Raw genomic sequence first — 15,375 nt, 5'->3', positions numbered from 1 at the left:
TCACTGTAACTATGTCCGCTTGGAAGCGTCCTATAACCATCTCTCTTTGAACTGCCCAAAGATGGCGGGAAGTTGTAGTGTGCGGACGTGGAGCCGGAACATGCCTCCGTCAATGGGCGGAGGAGGGCGGTGCGGCCGCAGCGGTCACATCGCGAGGTGGCCGACGAGCTGCGCACCCGGATCAGGACCGGAGTGCTGCGGCCGGGTCAGCGCATGCCGACGCAGGCCAAGCTGGCGGACGAGTTCGGTGTCGAGCGGGGTGCCGTACGGCAGGCGCTGCGCATTCTTCAGTCCGAGCAGCTCCTCACCAACGTCTCCAAGGGGAGTCCGGCGACCGTCGCCGCGCGGCCGGGCGCGGTCGGCCTCCCGGTGGGCCCCGCGGCGACGCCGCAGCCCGCGATGGTGGCGCTTCCGCCGCGGATCACCGAGGCCTTCGCCGCCGACCACGTGGAGGTCGACGCCCTGTGCCTGACGGCGGTATCGCTGACGGCCGCGATCGGCGAGCCCCTGCGGCAGATCCACGCGGGGCGACTGAAACCGGCCAAGATCGACGTCCGTGTCCTGTTGCCGTCCCGTAACATCGAGCTCGCCTTTCCGGCGCCGGTGGACATCGCGGAGACCGGGCGGCTCCAGCGCCGCTGGCTGGCCCACCGCAACTCCCAGGGCCAGGTGCTGCGGCACAACCTGCTCACCCTGCGCTCCACGCACGGCATCGACGTGCACGTCACCTTCCGCGCACTGCCCTTCACCCCGCCCGTGAAGCTGTATCTCCTCAACGGGACGCAAGCGCTGTTCGCCTACTACACGGTCAAGCGGCGCAAGCAGACGATCGACCATGAACACCTGGAGATGTACGACGCCGAAGGCACGCGGTCGGTGCTGTTCGCCTTCGAACAGGGCGCCGGACCGCGTGACACGACGTTCGTGGAACAGTCCCACCTGTGGTTCGACGCACTGTGGGAGACGATCAGCTCGGAACTGGTGCTCACGAACTGACGGCGGGCCCGGTGGCGAGAAGGGCGAGGATCACGGCGCCGACGGAGCTGATGACCGGGCTCTTGGCCTTGATGCCGAAGCTGAGCAGGAGCAGGCCGAGGGCGCCGGCGGTGCCGTACTTCCACTGGATGGTCTGCTCGACACCGACGACGAAGGCGGCGCAGAGGAGGACGAGGACGGGCATGGTGGTTCCCCCCTTCGGAGACTGGAGTGGGAGGCAAAACTTCCGCCAACTCACCCAAGTTGGTTGCCAACTATGACTATGTTGTCCCCACTTGGTGGCAACTGCTAAACAACTTTCAAACAACTCCCGCCAGATGGATGTAAGTTGTAGCGTTTGGTCGTGACCCAGGAGAACGTGGCAGTGAACGGCAGCAGGCTCTCACCCCGTGAGATCGCCGATGTCCTGCGCGAGCGCATCCGCGTCGGGGATCTCAGGGCCGGCGACCGGTTGCCCACCCAGGCCGAGCTCGCCGACGAGTTCGGCGTGGAGCGCGGCGCCGTCCGCCAGGCCCTGCGGGCACTCCAGGACGACGGACTGCTCACCAACGTGAGCAAGGGCAGCCCCCCGCGGATCGCGGAGCCGCCGGCGCCGGACCGCGGCGAGCCCCAGCCCACGATGGTGGGCCTGGCCCCGCGGCTGACCGCGGCCTTCGGGGTCCCGCATGTGCGTATCGACGCGGCCTGCCTCACCGCCGAGAGCCTGATCCCGGCCCTGGGGGAGCCCCTGCGGCTGATCCACGCCGGCAGCATCCGGCCCCAGAAGATCGACGTCCGCATCCTGCTGCCGTCCCGGGACATCAGCCTCGCCTTCCCGGTCCCGGTCGAGGGCCGCGGCGACGACGAGGACCCGGTCCACCACCGCTGGCTGTCGATGCGCAACGCGCAGGGCCAGGTGCTGAGTTACAACCTCCGCGCGCTGCGCTCGCACGGCGTCGATGTCACCATCACCTTCCGCGCGCTGCCGTTCACCCCGCCGGTGAAGCTGTATCTCCTCAACGGGACGGAAGCGCTGATCGCGTACTACATGGTCGCGCGCACGGAGGAGACCACCGACAGCGGAACCCTCGACATGTACGACGTGCGGGGCACCGAGTCCCTCCTCTTCTCCTTCGAGAAGACCGCCGGTCAGCGCGACGCCGCGTTCGTGGAGGAATCCCAGAAGTGGTTCGACGCCCTCTGGGAAACCATCACGACGGACCTGACACTCTCCTAGTGACCTCTGAGACGACGCGGACTGAACAGGTGGCAGCCGACACCGGGAACGACGACACCGGGAACGACGACACGGAGAACGGGACCGAGGATCTGCGGGAGTTGATCACCCGCGCGAGGGTCGTCCTCTGGGACTTCGACGGGCCGATCTGCCGGCTCTTCGCCGGTCACTCGGCGGAAGGGGTGGCCGACGGTCTCGTGGAGTGGCTCGAAGGGCGGGGTCTGCACGGCCTGCTGACGGACTCCGAGCGGGATTCGCTGGACCCGCACGTCGTGCTGCGCGCGGTGGACCGCCGGCATCCGGGCAGCGACCTGGTCACGGAGCTGGAGGAGCGCCTCACCCAGGAGGAACTGAAGGCCACGGCCTCGGCGATGCCCACGGCATGGGCCGACCCCCTGATCCGCACCCTGGTCGCACTGAGGCTGCGGCTGGCCATCACCACGAACAACTCCCCCCGGGTGGCGACCACTTACCTGGAGAGCCGCGGCCTCACCGCCTGCTTCGCGCCGCACGTCTACGGCCGCACCCAGGAACTGAGCCACCTCAAGCCCCACCCGCACTGTCTGAACCGGGCCCTGCGCGCCATGGGTTCGGCACCCGCCACCGCCCTGATGATCGGCGACACCCCCTCCGACTTCCTGGCCGCCAGTGAGGCCGGCGTGCCCTTCCTGGGCTACGCGCGTAACGAGCGCAAGGAGAAGCTGCTCAGGGGCGCGGGCGCCACGACGGTGGTGAACTCGCTGGAGAAGGTTCTGACGGTCGTCAGGCAAGTCTGAGGCGATGCAAGCTCACGCCTGTGCCATGAGGAGCACGAGCACCACGGCGGCCCCGACCGCGAGGCCGCTGTGCCGGGCTCGAACCCCCACCGCAAGCATGAAGAGCAATATCAACCCCACTGCCCCGAGCCTGCTCTGCGCCGCCAGCCCCGCACAGAGCCCGAGGGCCTCCCGGAGCGCCGATAACAGGAGCATGACCTTCCACCTGCCTGCCATTGTCGGTGAAGCTTGCGACTAGCGGTCCAATTGGACCGGTTGACTTGCGCTGGTTTTTCCCTGCCCGATTGATCCCTTAACCAACTGGACTTCTCTGGACGGCACTTGACTGAAAGTGGTTTGCCACAGGCCGGTGAGCGGTACGGTCGCGGTGTGAGTGAACGGCAGGGCGGTGACACAGGCGGCAGGGAGTTCCACCGGGTCGCCGACGCGCTGCGCTCCCGCATGGACGACGAGACGTACCCGGTGCGCTCCTTCCTGCCGTCCCAGCGGGACCTGGCCGCGGAGTTCGGGGTCTCCCGGGACACCGTGCAGCGGGTGCTGCAGAAGCTGGCCGAGGAGGGGCGGATCGAGTCCCGGCAGGGCAGCGGGTCACGGGTGCTCGGTGACCAGCCGGTCCAGCCGGCCGTTCCGCCGGTACAGGAGACGCTGGAGACCCTCCTCGACGAGGCCTTCGGCCGACCCGAAGTCGCCCTCGACGTCTACACGTTGACGGCGGAGTCGCTCTACGCCCACATCCGGGTGCAGGCGGAGCGGCTTCGGCTGCGGCCGCGCGCCCCCGAACGCATCGTCCTGCGCATGATCCTCCCGGCCGAGGACCTGCCCGTGCCCTATCCGCGGGCCAGGGCGGACAAGGACGACGTACGGCTGCGGGACCGGCTGCACACCATCACCCAGCGGGCCACGGACTCGCTGCGCGGCCTGCTCCGGGACCTGGAGACCGAGGGGCTCGTGCACTCCGCCGAGCTGCACATCCGGCACGCTCCCCTGACCCCGGCCTTCAAGCTCTACCTCTTCGACCGCGCCGTCGCTCTGCACGGTCCGTACAAGGTGATCGACCGCCGGATCACCCTGGACTCCGGCGAGGAGATCGAGGCGCTCGACGTGCTCGGTCTGGGGGCCAGGCTCACCAGTCAGGTCAGGGACGCCGACCCCGGATCGCCGGGCTCGGTCTTCGTCGACAGCTGGCAGCAGTGGTTCGACTCCGTCTGGGAACATCTCGCCGTATAGCGTGTCCGCCGCACAGCCGGTTCGTCGGCCGGCAGGTTCGCCGAGGAGTCGAGGTGCTTGCGCTAGCATGCGCCGCACCGCGCGAGCAACCGCTCCCGTTCGTACGTATGAGACGGCGAACAAGCCTGTCTCGAACGGTCTGACGTAGCCGAGTGGCAGACCACCCATTGTGCTCACTCGTCCACGCACCGGCCGTGCGGACCCTCTACCGTCGGCTTACCGTTTGCCCGATCCATCCCTGCGCGACTACCGGAGTGGCCAGTGCGCGACCCTCTAGTTCCCCAGTGCCGTCCCGGGGAGCGAGCCACTGCCGAGCAGCACGACGCCGTCTACCGGGCCTTCGCCAGGACCGCGCAGGCGATGGGGAAGGAGTCCAGCGGTCATCACAACCGCAACTACGTGCTCCCGCTGACCGAGCCCGTGGCGCGCCTGCTGGGCCGGGAGGCAGGCACCTCGGTGACCGTGCGGGTCCGACGCGGCGACGCGCCGCAGGTCGTGATCAGGACCTGGCAGGACGAGGCCCTCGTCCTCAAGGCCATGCAGGGCGTGCTGCCGCACGCACCCGAATGCCTGGTGCCGGGAACGGACTTCGCGATCCACAGCTTCGTGGAGGGCGTGCCGCTCTCCAGGGTCTGCGGAAACGGTAAACCTGTCGACTCCCTGCTGATCGGGGAGCTGGCCAAGCTGCTGGCCCTGATGACCCGGGTGCGACCGTCGGACCTGCCCCCGCTGCCGGGCGCCTGGCCCGCCGAGCGCACCGACAGCCAGGGCTTCCTGAGGACGCTGGCGCACCTCGCCGACCAGCAGATCCGCCAGGAGAACTGGGCGGAGTTCGGGGGGCTGTTCAACACGCTCGGCATCCCCGACGACGCGCTGACCCGGTTGGCCGAGCGGGTACCCGCCATGGCGCGGCGGCCGTACAGCCTGCTGCACGCGGATCTGCACCGGGACAACCTGATCGTGTCCTACGACGGCGACCCGCCCCTCGTCTGCGTCGACTGGGAACTCGCCACCTACGGCGACCCGCTGCACGACCTGGCCACGCACCTGGTGCGCATGCAGTACCCGGCCCACCAGTGGGCCGAGGTCGTCGACGCCTGGGCGCAGGCCATGCTGGAACTCCGGCCCGCCGCCACCAACGGCCTGGTCAGGGACCTGGCCCACTACCTCTCCTTCGAGCGGGCACAGTCCGTCTACCCGGACGTGATGCGCGCCGCGCGGTCGCTGGAGGAGTCGTTCACCCAGAAGAGCCTGGACGAGGCGACGGGGGAGGTGCGCAGGGCCCTGGTGGCGGCGGTCGCGCCGCTGAGGCTGCGTGACGTGCCGGAGCCCGCGGAGATCGAGAAGGCGCTCTACCGCTGGCTGGCCTCGCGCAACAAGGGCGACATCAGCGGCCGGGACTGGATCGGACCCGCCATCTCGTGGACGGCGGACCGGCGGCTTCCCCCGCACCCGAAGTTCCCGGCGAGCGCGGTCAGGGAGGCGCTGCTGGCCGAGGGCGCGGCCCCCGCGGGGAACGTCTTCAAGGGGACCGCGCACCTCAACACGGTGGTCCGGGTGAGCGGGCACGCCGAACCCGTGGTCGTACGCCGGCTGCTCTCCAACGTCCAGCGCAGGGAGCCCAGCATCCTCAGCGAGCACGCCGTGCTCCGGGCGATCGAGAAGTCGGGCGTGAAGGTGGAGGCCCCGCGCATCCTGGCCCTGGGCGAGAGCTGTACGAAGGACCCGTTCGCCATCCACACCTACGTCGGCCCGCGCCGCGGCGGACTCCCCGAGCACCCGGTGAACGGTCTGCGCCCGCGCGAGGCGGACGCGCTCGTCGACCAGCTGTGCGCGCTGACGAAGGTCGACCACAGCCTGGTCGACCCGGTCTCGGGCAACGACGGCTTCTACGTGTGGCTGCGGGACCAGCTCGTGAAGCTGGTGCAGACGCTGCCGAAGGAGTCGACACAGCTGGCCCGGATGCTCGGGCTGCCCCACCACGAGCGGTTGGGGGAGATCCTGTCCCGCCACACGCTGACCCACCGGGCGCCCGCCCTCCTGCACGGTGACCTCAACCCGTGGAACCTGGTGCGCGGCGGCCGGTACCTGCTGACCATCATCGACTGGGAGATGGCCATGGTCGGCGACCCGCTCTACGACCTGGTCCGGCACATGCACCTGACACCGACCCGGCCGGAGATCAGGGACCGCATGTTCCGCCGGTGGGAGCGGATCATGCCGCCGGAGTACAGCAGGAACTGGCGCCTGGACTGGCCGGTGTACCGCTGGATCGAGATCATCCGGTCGGCCTACGTCGATCTCGACCGGCTGGTGACCAGGACGGGCCTGGACGCCCCCAACGTCCGCCGGGCCGTGGACTCCTACGCCGAGACGCTGGCCGCGGCCACCGCCTCCCTCGGCCTCCCGGCCTCACGCACCACCAACCCCTATCTCGAACTGGCCCTCACCCGGGGCCGGGGCTGAGCCGGGGACCCGGGGTCGGGGCTGAGCCGGGGAGCGCCTGACCCGGGGGAGCGCTGACCTCGGGTGAGGGCTGACCCGGGGAAGGGGCCGGCCTCCCCCTTCGGTTCACATTCCGAGCACCACCTTCCCGACCAGTTCCCGCCCCTCGATCGCCGCGTGTGCCGCGGCGGCCTCCGTCAGCGGGAACTGGGCGCCGATCACCGGCCGCAGGCGCCCCGCGGCCGCCTCCGCCAGGACGTACGAGGTCAGGCGGTGCGCCTCGGCCTCGCCGAACTGCACGTCCCCGATCCCGAACAGGGTGACGCCCCGGCGTTCCGCCTCCGCCGCGTCCACCGCCGCGAAGCCGCCCGTCGGCGCCCCGTGCGCGGAGAAACGCCCGCCGTCGGCGGTCAACGGGAAGGCCGCGAGGCCGAGTTCACCGCCGACACCGTCCAGTACGACATCGGCGGCCGGCTCGGCAGCGGTCTCGGCGGCGGCCGTCTCGGTGGCGGTGGTCTCGGTGGCGCGGGTGGGCGCCGGCCGCCCCAGGGCCTCCCGCGCCCGCTCCACCCAGTCCCGCTCCGACACGTCCACCACCGCGTCCGCCCCCAGCTCCCGCACCAGCGCCGCCTTCCGCGCTCCCCGCGCCGCGGCCACCACCCGGGCGCCCCGGGCGCGGGCCAGCTGGATCAGCAGGGTGCCCATGCCGCCCGAGGCGCCGAGGATCAGGACGCGGTCACCGGGGGCCACGGCGGTGCGCTCCAGCAGACCGGCGGCCGTCACCCCGTCATGGACGAGTGCCGCGGCCGTGCGCAGGTCCACGCCGTCCGGGACGGGGGTCGGCGCGGTGACCGGGACCGTCACGCGCTCGGCGTAGCTGCCGTCCACGAAGGAGGCCACCCTGCGTCCCACCCACCCGGCGTCCACGCCCGCGCCGACCGCGGCGACCGTGCCGGCGACGCCGCCACCGGGAACGTACGGCGGCTCGACGGAGAACCAGGCGCGGGCCCGGCCGGCGCGGATCTGGGTCTCCACGAAGATCGTGTCGGCGTGGGCGACCTCGACCAGGAGCTCGCCCGGGCCCGGGACCGGGTCCGGCAGCTCCACCGTGGCCAGGACCTCCGGTCCGCCGAACGCCTTCACCTGTGCTGCTCGCATGACATACCTCCACTGCGGTGCCGTTCGATGCGCGTGCATGGAGTCTTCGACCTCAACCCCGGTTGAGGTCAAGCGGCGTCGGGTGACGGCCGGCCCCGTAGGCTCGGTCCATGAGCGAGACCGGGCTGCGTGAGCGCAAGAGGCGGCGGATGTACGAGGCCGTGTCGGACATCGCCGTCCGGCTCTTCATGGAGCGCGGTTTCGACGCGGTGTCCGTGGCCGAGGTCGCCGCGGCGGCCGAGATCTCCAAGCCGACCCTCTTCCGGTACTTCCCGGCCAAGGAGGACCTGGTCCTGCACCGGATCGCCGACCATGAGCAGGAAGCGGCCCGGGTCGTCACGGCGGCGCGGGCCGAGGGGGTCGCGCCACTGCCCGCGCTGTGCCGGCACTTCCTCGCCGGACTGGCCGCCGCCGACCCCGTCACCGGCCTCAACGACCACCCGCACGTGCGCGCCTTCTACGCCCTGCTCTACGGCACGCCCTCCCTGGTCGCCCGTCTCCACGGCTATCTGGAACGCTCGGAGAGCGCCCTCGCCGACGCCCTGGCGGACGAGCTGCCCGACGCCCTCGACGCCCGGCTGGCCGCCGGCCAGATCATCGCCGTCCGGCGGATCCTGGCCGAGGAGAACTGGCGGCGGATCGCGGCGGGGGAGCGGGTGGAGGACGTACGGGGGGACGCGGAGGCGGCGGCGGAGCGGGCGTTCGCGGTACTGGCGGCGGGTCTGCCGCAGCTCGGCCGGCCGGCAACCGACTGATACTGAGTAAAAAATGTGACTCGGTTACATTATTCGTTACCCTTGTCGTATGACGACAACCGAGCCGGTCCCCGACGGCGACCCGAAGAGTCCGCCGGATCTCGGCATCGCGTTGCACCACGAACGCGCCCACCACGACGTCTGCCGCGCCGCCCTCGCCGCGATGGTCGAGGGCGCCGACCTCCAGGTCGTCACCGGCGAGGACGTCTCCGCCTCCGGCGCCGACGCCGAGGTCCTCGGGTTCCGGCTGCGCAGCCACGCCAAGGCCCTGCACGAACTGCCCGACGGGCCCCTGTTCTTCGGCCGGCTGGACTTCGCGCACGGCACGGGCGGTGAGCACGAGGGACTCGCCCACCACATCGGCCGGCTCCGCATCAGCGAGCACCCGGCCGCCCCGCCCCTCGTCGTCGACTGGCGGGCCCCCGTCTCCCGCGCCTTCTACCGGGCGAGCGCCCGCGACCCCCAGGGCGTGGCCGTCCGGCGCCGGTTCGGCTGGGCCCCCGGCAGCCGGGGCGACTCCGCCGACCTCACGGGTCTGGAGGACGAGCACCTCGCCCCGGGCGAACACGCCGACGACGACGCGCAACGCACCGGGCTTCGTGGGGCAGGCGGGGCGGACAGGGCAGGCGGGTCGGGCGGGGTGGGGCGGCCGGGCGGGATCGTCGCCCGTGAGATCGAACGGCCCCGCGTCGGACCGATGCGGGACATCGCCGCGACCATCCAGCCCGAGCAGGACGAACTCGTCCGCGGGGAGCTCGCCGAGTCCGTGTGCGTACAGGGCGCCCCCGGCACCGGCAAGACCGCCGTGGGCCTGCACCGGGCCGCCTACCTCCTCTACACCCACCCGCGGCGCATCCAGCGCGGCGGCCTGCTGATCCTCGGCCCCAACCGCACCTTCCTCTCCTACATCGCCGAGGTGCTCCCCTCCCTCGGCGAGACCGGCGTACGGCAGTCGACCCTGCACGACGAGATCGCCCGCGGACCGGCGACCGGGACGGACCCCGGCCGGGCCGCCGCCGTCAAGCACGACGCCCGGATGGCCGAGGTGCTGCGCCGGGCGGTGTACGGACGGGTGACGGCCGACCGCGCCGAGGACCTCTCCGTCCCCGACGGCTCCTCCCGCCGGCGGATCGCGGGCGACCGGCTCACGGACATCGTCACCGGGGTGCTCGCCGAGGAGCCGCCGTACGAGATCGGGCGCGAGCGGGTGCGCAGCCGGATCGTGCGCCGGATCCAGGAGCAGGTGGAACGCCGGAGCGGCCCGCGCCCGGCCTCCTGGACGCGCCGTATCGAACGGGCCCGGCCGGTGAGCGCGTGCGTGGAGGCGCTGTGGCCGAAGGCGCGCCCGGAGGAGGTCCTGGCCCGACTCCTCATGGACGCGGAGGAGTTGGCACGGGCCGCGGACGGCCTCCTGGACGCCGAGGAGCAGCGGGCCCTGCACTGGCAGCGGCCGCCCCGCTCACCCAGGTCGGCGCGCTGGTCGCCCGCCGACCTCGTCCTCCTCGACGAGATCGCCGGCCTCCTCGACCATCCCCAGGGGTACGGCCATGTCGTCGTCGACGAGGCCCAGGACCTCTCCCCGATGGAGTGCCGGGCGGTCGCCCGCCGGGTCCGCTTCGGCTCGCTCACGGTCCTCGGTGACCTGGCGCAGGGCACCACCCCCTGGGCGGCGGACTCCTGGCGGACGCAACTGGCCCACCTGGGCAAGCCGGACGCGACGATCGTCCCGCTGACCACCGGCTTCCGGGTCCCGGCCGCCGTCCTCGCTCTCGCGGGCCGCCTGCTCGACCTCCTCGACGCCGATGTGCCGCGCGCCGACTCCCTGCGCCGGGACGGCGAACTGCGCGTCCGGCGAGCCGACGGCGACCTGCGCTCCGCGGTCGTCGCCGCCGTACGCGACGCACTCCCCCGGGAGGGCTCGATCGGCGTCATCGCCGCGGACCCCCAGATCGACGGGGTCCGCGAGGCCCTGACCGGAGCCGGCATCCCGACCTCCGGCCCGGACGACCCGGCCGCCCGGGTGACGGTGGTCCCGGCGACCCTCGTCAAGGGCCTCGAGTACGACCACGTCGTCGCCGTCGAACCGGCGGCCATCGCGCAGTCGGAGCAACGCGGCCTGAACCGGCTGTACGTGGTGCTGACCCGCGCGGTCTCCCGGCTGGAGGTGGTGCACGAAAGGGAGTTGCCCTGGGAGGTGTGAGGAAGGGAGAGGGCGGGCCGGTGGTGCGGCGGAGGGCGGGCGACGGCGGCCCAATGGTGCTGTGGACGGCGGCCCGGTGCCCTCAGGTCCAGTCCTCCAGGGCCTCCCGCGTCGCCCGGTACCCCCGGTCGATCAGGTCCGGGACGCCGGCGGCCGACCAGGAGGAGTGGCCGGTCGTGTCGATGGTGACGGCCAGGTCGGCGTGGCGGCCGTTCGCCGGGTGGTCGGGGCGGGACTCGAACCAGCGGCGCCAGCGGGTGTTGCCGCGGCCGAAGCCCACGGCGATGACCCGCTCGGCGCCGAGCCGGTGCGCGGCCCACACCGGGGAAGGCGACAGCACGGCGCCGTCGACGCAGAGCGCGCCGCCCACCTCCAGCCGGACCGGCGGGAACAGTCCGGGCACGGCGCTGCTGGCGCGTACGGCCGCCGTCAGCGAGCCGGAGTCGACCAGCCGAGGTGTCGTGGACCGCAGCTCGGTGACCACCGCGCCGAACCGGGTCGGCAGGTCCTCGATCAGCAGATCGCCGAGCATCTCCTCGATGTTGCGGGCCAGGGGGGTGGTGTCCAGGAGCCCGAGGCGCGGGGCGAGCGCGGCGGACCCGAAGTCCGCCCACTGCGCGCGCAGCAGCCGCCAGGTGATCCGCTCGCTGGCGGTCCCGGCCGCCCAGGCGCCGCCGATCAGCGCCCCCGCGCTGGACCCGGTCACCACGGACACCTCGATCCCGGCCTCCTCGACGGCTCGCAGGACACCGGCGTGCGCGGCGCCGAGGGCCGCCCCGCTGGACAGGACCAGACCGACGGCGGGCGGCTTCGGCGAGGGCACGTGCGCGCTCCCTTTCCGGGTGGGGTGTCGATGTTCGGGTGGGGCGCTCCGGTGGGGCGTTGCGGTGGGGCGCCGGGGTGGGGCGCTCAGTCTGGAGTGGCGCGACACACTATTGCAAGCAGGTGCTTGCAATAGTTAGCAGGGCTGGTGCACAGTGGAGCCATGGCATCGCTCAACGTCGGCAATCTCGGTGAGTACCTGCGCGAGCAGCGGCGCAACGCGCAGCTGTCGCTCCGGCAACTCGCCGAAGCCGCCGGGGTGTCCAATCCGTATCTGAGCCAGATCGAGCGCGGGCTGCGCAAGCCGAGCGCGGAGGTGCTCCAGCAGGTCGCCAAGGCGCTGCGGATCTCCGCCGAGACGCTGTACGTGCGGGCCGGCATCCTCGACGCGGAACGGGACGGGGAGGAGTACCGGGACGGCGCGACCCGCGCGGTCGTCCTCGCCGACCCCACGCTGACCGAGCAGCAGAAGCAGGTGCTGCTGCAGATCTACGAGTCCTTCCGCAAGGAGAACGGATTCGCGGACGGCGACGGTACGGCGGGCCCACGGAAGAACGAGAGCGACGCCGACCCGCAGCAGACGGCCGGTTGACCGGACCAGGGGACCGGCCGCACCGCTGCGGACCTGCACGACCCTCAGCCGAATACGACGTATGTGAATCCGGGAGGATCTTCACCATGGCCATCACCGACGACCTGCGCAAGACCTTCAGCGACCCGACTCCGTTCTACTTCGCCGCGGGCACCGCCGATCTGGCCCTCCAGCAGGCGAAGAAGGTGCCGGGTCTGGTGGAGCAGCTGCGCACCGAGGCCCCGGCTCGTTTCGAGGCCGTCCGCAACACCGACCCCAAGGCCGTGCAGGAGAAGGCCGGCGCCCGTGCCAAGGAGGCGACCGCCAAGGCCAAGGAGGCGCAGGAGACCCTCCAGACCAAGGTCACCGACTTCATCAGCAGCCTCGACGGGGACATCAAGAAGATCGGCAGCACCCTCGACGCCGACCTGAAGAAGTTCGGCGAGTCCGCCCAGGACCTCGCGCTGCGCGGGGTCGGCGTCGCCGCCGAGTACGCCGTCAAGGCCCGTGAGACGTACGAGAAGGTCGCCGAGCACGGCGAGCAGGCCGTGAAGACCTGGCGCGGCGAGGCCGCCGAGGAGATCGAGGAGCTCGCCATCGCGGTCGAGCCCAAGACGGAGCCCAAGCCGGCGCCCGTGGTCCAGCCGGTCGTGGTCAAGGACGTGCCGAAGCCCACCACGGCCGAGGCGCAGTCCGAGTCCGCCGCGGCGAAGAAGGCCGCCGCCGCCAAGAAGGCTCCGGTCCGCAAGCCCGTCGCGAAGAAGACCACGCCGCCGACCAAGTGAGACCGACGGCCGGTACGGACACGGCGGACAGGGACATACGGTCACGGGCCGGGCACTCACATGGTGCCCGGCCCGTTGTACGGGTAGCGGGAGCGCGGTTGCGGGTACGGTGACCGCGTAAGGACGAGCGAGTCGAATCGCGTCGAGTCGGGTGGTGGACGTTGTGCTGATCGAAGGCTTCGCCGGGCTGGTGTGGCTGCTCTACCTCGCCATGCTGGTCCTCGCCGTGGTGGCGCTGGTGATGGCCGCTCTGTTCCGTGATGACGCCTACCGGGCCGCCGACAAGCAGAACAAGGGCTTCTGGCTGATCATCCTCGGCGTCACGGTGGCGGTGAACCTCCTGGTGCCGATGCTCTTCCTCCAGCTCGCGGGACTCGTCGCCACGATCGTCTTCTTCGTGGACGTACGGCCCGCCCTCAGGCAGGTCGGCGGGGGCGGCGGCTGGGGCCGCAGGAGCGGCGGCGGCAGCAGCAGCGACGGCCCGTACGGCCCGTACAACGGCGGCCGCTGACCCACATAGAACCTCGCGCGCCCCCGCGGCCCCTGTCCGGGGCGCGGGGGCGTCGTGCACATCCGGCTCCGCCGCACGGCCTCGACCGGCCCGACCGACCCGCCCAGGACGGCCTGGGCGGCGGGCACCCGGCGGCACGGACGCCAGGGCCCTGCCTCGCGGCCGGTGTCGGGCTACGGGACCGGGACCGGGACGCGGTCCAGCAGGACCACCGCCACGTCGTCCGTCAGCTCGCCGCCGTTGAGCTGGCGCACCTCGTTCACCGCGGCCCGCAGCAGCGCCTCGCCGCTCAGCCCCTCCGAGAGCTGGCGGCGGATCATCTCCACCATGCCGTCCTGGCCCAGCCGTTCCCGGCCCTCGCCGATCCGCCCCTCGATGAGGCCGTCGGTGTACAGCATCAGGCTCCACTCGGCGCCCAGCTCGACCTGCATCCGCGGCCAGCGGGCGCCCGGCAGCAGCCCGAGGGCGGGGCCGTTGTTGTCGTACGGCAGCAGACGCGCGGGCCGGTCCGGGCGGGCGATCAGCGGCGCGGGGTGGCCGGCCAGGCACAGGCCCGCCCGGCGGCCGTCGGGCGCGATGTCCACCGTGCACAGCGTCGCGAAGATCTCGTCGTCGTCGCGCTCGTGCTCCAGCACCTGCTGGAGCGTGTTCAGCAGTTCGTCCCCGCACAGGCCCGCCAGCGTCAGCGCCCGCCAGGCGATGCGCAGCTCCACGCCGAGCGCCGCCTCGTCCGGGCCGTGCCCGCAGACGTCGCCGATCATGGCGTGCACGGTGCCGTCGGGCGTGCGGACGGTGTCGTAGAAGTCGCCGCCGAGCAGTGCGCGTGAGCGGCCGGGGCGGTAGCGGGCGGCGAACCGCAGCGGGGACCCCTCCAGGAGGGGCGTGGGCAGCAGGCCGCGCTCCAGGCGGGCGTTCTCCTGCGCGCGCAGCTTGCCCTCGGCGAGCCGCCGCTCGGCCGTGTCGGAACGTTTCCTCTCCACCGCGTAGCGGATCGCGCGGCTCAGCAGCCGGCCGTCCAGCTCGTCCTTGTAGAGGTAGTCCTGGGCGCCCACGCGTACCGCCTCGGCGCCGCGCTCGGCGTCGCCGGACGCGGTGAGCGCGAGCACGGCGTGCCGGGGCGCGAGCCGCAGCACGTGCCGCAGGACGGCGAGCTCGTCGTCGGACTCGCCCGCCCTGCCGGGCGCCGGCAGCGCCAGGTCGAGCAGGATGCAGTGCACGTCATGGGTGAGCAGCCGCTCGGCCTCGGTGAGGTTGCGGGCGGTGCGCACCCGGATCGGCCTGCCGTCCGCGTCGAGCAGGTCGTGGACGATCGGCGCTGCCGTGGGGTCGTCCTCGATCAGCAGCAGGGTGAGGGTGGTGTGGGCGGCGCTCACACCGGCGGCGCTCACGCCGGAGGCACCGACGCCGGTGGCGCTCATGCTCGTGGCGCTCACGCCGGTCGGGCTCACGCCTTGGTGGACGCCGTCGGCGGGCGTGGCGTTGAGCGCGGTGTGGTGTGCGCTGTGGTCGTGCGCGGCGTTGTTCCGGTTCTCGGCCGTGGTCGCCTCGTTGCGAAGGGTTTCTTCCTTGGAGGGGCCGCCGACTGCGGGCGCGGCCTGCGCCTGACCACTTTCCACGGCCGGGATCGCTCTCTGCCGCGGTACGGGTACGGGCATCGTCTTGGGTTCCTTCCCTCCCCCCGAGGGCATGGCGGGGACGAGGGACCTCGACCCACCGACGGGGACCATAGCGGCAGAAGGCGCCGCAACGGAATGGTGTGCGACAGGCCGCTTGATCTCTGGCCACTGTCATATGCCGCGTTCTGTACCGCATTTGGGCGGGGCGGGTGTGGTGCGGAGATGACGAACGTCACGTCCGCGTGGAGTTTGGCGACGGGGCCGAGGTGGCCTGGGTCACGTGCCGGAATACGCCCC

The 15,375-nt window shown here is 72.0% G+C and carries 15 protein-coding genes; 10 read left to right on the top strand and 5 right to left on the bottom strand.

What is annotated here, in order from left to right:
* Nucleotides 1-87 precede the first annotated feature (87 nt).
* Nucleotides 88-996, top strand: a complete 909-nt coding sequence (locus ABT070_RS35045) for a FadR/GntR family transcriptional regulator (protein WP_351766728.1) — start codon at nucleotides 88-90, stop codon at nucleotides 994-996.
* Here ABT070_RS35045 and ABT070_RS35040 read toward each other — a convergent pair.
* Nucleotides 986-1,180 (bottom strand): hypothetical protein, encoded by a 195-nt coding sequence (locus ABT070_RS35040; protein WP_351766725.1) that lies wholly within the window; start codon nucleotides 1,178-1,180, stop codon nucleotides 986-988. The two genes, ABT070_RS35045 and ABT070_RS35040, sit on opposite strands and share 11 nt — an antisense overlap.
* 153 nt (nucleotides 1,181-1,333) lie before the next feature.
* Here ABT070_RS35040 and ABT070_RS35035 point away from each other — a divergent pair, with 153 nt between their 5' ends.
* Together ABT070_RS35035 and ABT070_RS35030 are read left to right on the top strand one after the other, a co-directional pair.
* Complete coding sequence (locus ABT070_RS35035; RefSeq protein ID WP_351766724.1) at nucleotides 1,334-2,212, top strand: winged helix-turn-helix domain-containing protein; 879 nt, start codon at nucleotides 1,334-1,336, stop codon at nucleotides 2,210-2,212.
* Nucleotides 2,213-2,241: 29 nt separating this feature from the next.
* Complete coding sequence (locus ABT070_RS35030; RefSeq protein WP_351766723.1) at nucleotides 2,242-2,988, top strand: HAD family hydrolase; 747 nt, start codon at nucleotides 2,242-2,244, stop codon at nucleotides 2,986-2,988.
* Between the two features lie 12 nt (nucleotides 2,989-3,000).
* On the opposite strand, the gene ABT070_RS35025 is transcribed toward ABT070_RS35030, so the two are convergent.
* Nucleotides 3,001-3,183, bottom strand: coding sequence for a hypothetical protein (locus tag ABT070_RS35025; protein ID WP_351766721.1), 183 nt, complete (start codon nucleotides 3,181-3,183; stop codon nucleotides 3,001-3,003).
* 174 nt (nucleotides 3,184-3,357) lie between these two features.
* On the opposite strand from ABT070_RS35025, the gene ABT070_RS35020 reads away from it, so the two are divergent.
* Both ABT070_RS35020 and ABT070_RS35015 read left to right on the top strand, forming a co-directional pair.
* A complete protein-coding gene (locus ABT070_RS35020; protein ID WP_351766720.1) occupies nucleotides 3,358-4,215 on the top strand; it encodes a GntR family transcriptional regulator in 858 nt (285 codons plus the stop codon).
* A gap of 360 nt (nucleotides 4,216-4,575) precedes the next feature.
* Nucleotides 4,576-6,681, top strand: coding sequence for a phosphotransferase (locus ABT070_RS35015; protein WP_351766843.1), 2,106 nt, complete (start codon nucleotides 4,576-4,578; stop codon nucleotides 6,679-6,681).
* 105 nt (nucleotides 6,682-6,786) lie between these two features.
* Here ABT070_RS35015 and ABT070_RS35010 read toward each other — a convergent pair whose 3' ends face one another.
* On the bottom strand, nucleotides 6,787-7,818 hold the full coding sequence (locus ABT070_RS35010; RefSeq protein ID WP_351766718.1) for a zinc-binding dehydrogenase: 1,032 nt from the start codon (nucleotides 7,816-7,818) through the stop codon (nucleotides 6,787-6,789).
* Between the two features lie 110 nt (nucleotides 7,819-7,928).
* Here ABT070_RS35010 and ABT070_RS35005 point away from each other — a divergent pair, with 110 nt between their 5' ends.
* Both ABT070_RS35005 and ABT070_RS35000 read left to right on the top strand, forming a co-directional pair.
* Entirely contained in the window at nucleotides 7,929-8,573 is a 645-nt protein-coding gene (locus tag ABT070_RS35005; RefSeq protein WP_351766716.1) for a TetR/AcrR family transcriptional regulator, read from the top strand.
* Between the two features lie 49 nt (nucleotides 8,574-8,622).
* Nucleotides 8,623-10,773 (top strand): HelD family protein, encoded by a 2,151-nt coding sequence (locus tag ABT070_RS35000; protein WP_351766715.1) that lies wholly within the window; start codon nucleotides 8,623-8,625, stop codon nucleotides 10,771-10,773.
* Nucleotides 10,774-10,855: 82 nt separating this feature from the next.
* Here the strand turns inward: ABT070_RS35000 and ABT070_RS34995 are convergent, their stop codons facing one another.
* A complete protein-coding gene (locus tag ABT070_RS34995) occupies nucleotides 10,856-11,596 on the bottom strand; it encodes a patatin-like phospholipase family protein (protein ID WP_351766713.1) in 741 nt (246 codons plus the stop codon).
* A gap of 162 nt (nucleotides 11,597-11,758) precedes the next feature.
* On the opposite strand from ABT070_RS34995, the gene ABT070_RS34990 reads away from it, so the two are divergent.
* The 3 genes from ABT070_RS34990 (at nucleotide 11,759) to ABT070_RS34980 (ending at nucleotide 13,462) form a co-directional block, all read left to right on the top strand.
* Nucleotides 11,759-12,187 (top strand): helix-turn-helix domain-containing protein, encoded by a 429-nt coding sequence (locus tag ABT070_RS34990; protein ID WP_351766712.1) that lies wholly within the window; start codon nucleotides 11,759-11,761, stop codon nucleotides 12,185-12,187.
* Nucleotides 12,188-12,273: 86 nt separating this feature from the next.
* The gene (locus ABT070_RS34985; protein WP_351766710.1) at nucleotides 12,274-12,951 is read left to right on the top strand and encodes a hypothetical protein; all 678 of its coding nucleotides are present in this window, start codon (nucleotides 12,274-12,276) and stop codon (nucleotides 12,949-12,951) included.
* A gap of 163 nt (nucleotides 12,952-13,114) precedes the next feature.
* Nucleotides 13,115-13,462 carry a DUF2516 family protein gene (locus ABT070_RS34980; protein ID WP_351766842.1) on the top strand — a complete coding sequence of 116 codons (348 nt, stop codon included), beginning with the start codon at nucleotides 13,115-13,117 and terminating at the stop codon, nucleotides 13,460-13,462.
* A 173-nt stretch (nucleotides 13,463-13,635) separates the two neighbouring features.
* On the opposite strand, the gene ABT070_RS34975 is transcribed toward ABT070_RS34980, so the two are convergent.
* On the bottom strand, nucleotides 13,636-15,117 hold the full coding sequence (locus ABT070_RS34975) for a PP2C family protein-serine/threonine phosphatase (protein ID WP_351766709.1): 1,482 nt from the start codon (nucleotides 15,115-15,117) through the stop codon (nucleotides 13,636-13,638).
* Nucleotides 15,118-15,375 lie beyond the last annotated feature (258 nt).

Origin of the sequence: Streptomyces sp. NPDC002884 (assembly GCF_040295245.1) — a bacterium.
Lineage (GTDB): Bacteria > Actinomycetota > Actinomycetes > Streptomycetales > Streptomycetaceae > Streptomyces.
This window is presented reverse-complemented; position numbering and strand designations above follow the sequence as displayed.

What these genes read in the sequence shown, in the direction of transcription:
- ABT070_RS35040 (WP_351766725.1), bottom strand. Translation starts at nt 1,180, where the DNA reads ATGCCCGTCCTCGTCCTCCTCTGCGCCGCCTTCGTCGTCGGTGTCGAG.
- ABT070_RS35025 (WP_351766721.1), bottom strand. Translation starts at nt 3,183, where the DNA reads ATGCTCCTGTTATCGGCGCTCCGGGAGGCCCTCGGGCTCTGTGCGGGG.
- ABT070_RS35015 (WP_351766843.1), top strand. Translation starts at nt 4,576, where the DNA reads ATGGGGAAGGAGTCCAGCGGTCATCACAACCGCAACTACGTGCTCCCG.
- ABT070_RS35010 (WP_351766718.1), bottom strand. Translation starts at nt 7,818, where the DNA reads ATGCGAGCAGCACAGGTGAAGGCGTTCGGCGGACCGGAGGTCCTGGCC.
- ABT070_RS35005 (WP_351766716.1), top strand. Translation starts at nt 7,929, where the DNA reads ATGAGCGAGACCGGGCTGCGTGAGCGCAAGAGGCGGCGGATGTACGAG.
- ABT070_RS35000 (WP_351766715.1), top strand. Translation starts at nt 8,623, where the DNA reads ATGACGACAACCGAGCCGGTCCCCGACGGCGACCCGAAGAGTCCGCCG.
- ABT070_RS34990 (WP_351766712.1), top strand. Translation starts at nt 11,759, where the DNA reads ATGGCATCGCTCAACGTCGGCAATCTCGGTGAGTACCTGCGCGAGCAG.
- ABT070_RS34985 (WP_351766710.1), top strand. Translation starts at nt 12,274, where the DNA reads ATGGCCATCACCGACGACCTGCGCAAGACCTTCAGCGACCCGACTCCG.
- ABT070_RS34975 (WP_351766709.1), bottom strand. Translation starts at nt 15,117, where the DNA reads ATGCCCGTACCCGTACCGCGGCAGAGAGCGATCCCGGCCGTGGAAAGT.